Genomic DNA, 358 nt, shown 5'->3' with positions numbered 1-358 from the left:
AACATATTCAAACGGATATCTGGACCCGTTTTCAGCGAATGCGCGGTCACCAGTGCTACAGCGTGTGCGCCGACGATGCCCACGGCACGCCAGTTATGCTTAAAGCCCAGGAACTGGGTATCAGCCCAGAGCAAATGGTGGAGCAAACCCGCGCTGAACACCATCAGGACCTGCTGGACTTTCACGTGGAGTATGACAACTACTATGTCACCCACTCGCCGGAAAACCGTGAGCTGTCGGAGCTGATTTATCGCCGCCTTAACGACGCCGGCTATATTAGCAAACGTACCATCAGCCAGCTATACGACCCGGAAAAACAGATGTTCCTGCCGGATCGTTTTATCAAAGGCACCTGCCC

Annotated in this window: 1 protein-coding gene; it reads left to right on the top strand. The window is 53.9% G+C overall.

All coding sequences use genetic code 11. The annotated features are described in order from the left end of the window. A partial coding sequence (locus J0A66_RS22130) for a class I tRNA ligase family protein (RefSeq protein WP_206575995.1) occupies window positions 1-358 on the top strand: 358 nt, incomplete at both ends.

The organism is Bowmanella dokdonensis (assembly GCF_017254865.1).
Classification (GTDB): Bacteria; Pseudomonadota; Gammaproteobacteria; order Enterobacterales; family Alteromonadaceae; genus Bowmanella; species Bowmanella dokdonensis.
This window is presented reverse-complemented; position numbering and strand designations above follow the sequence as displayed.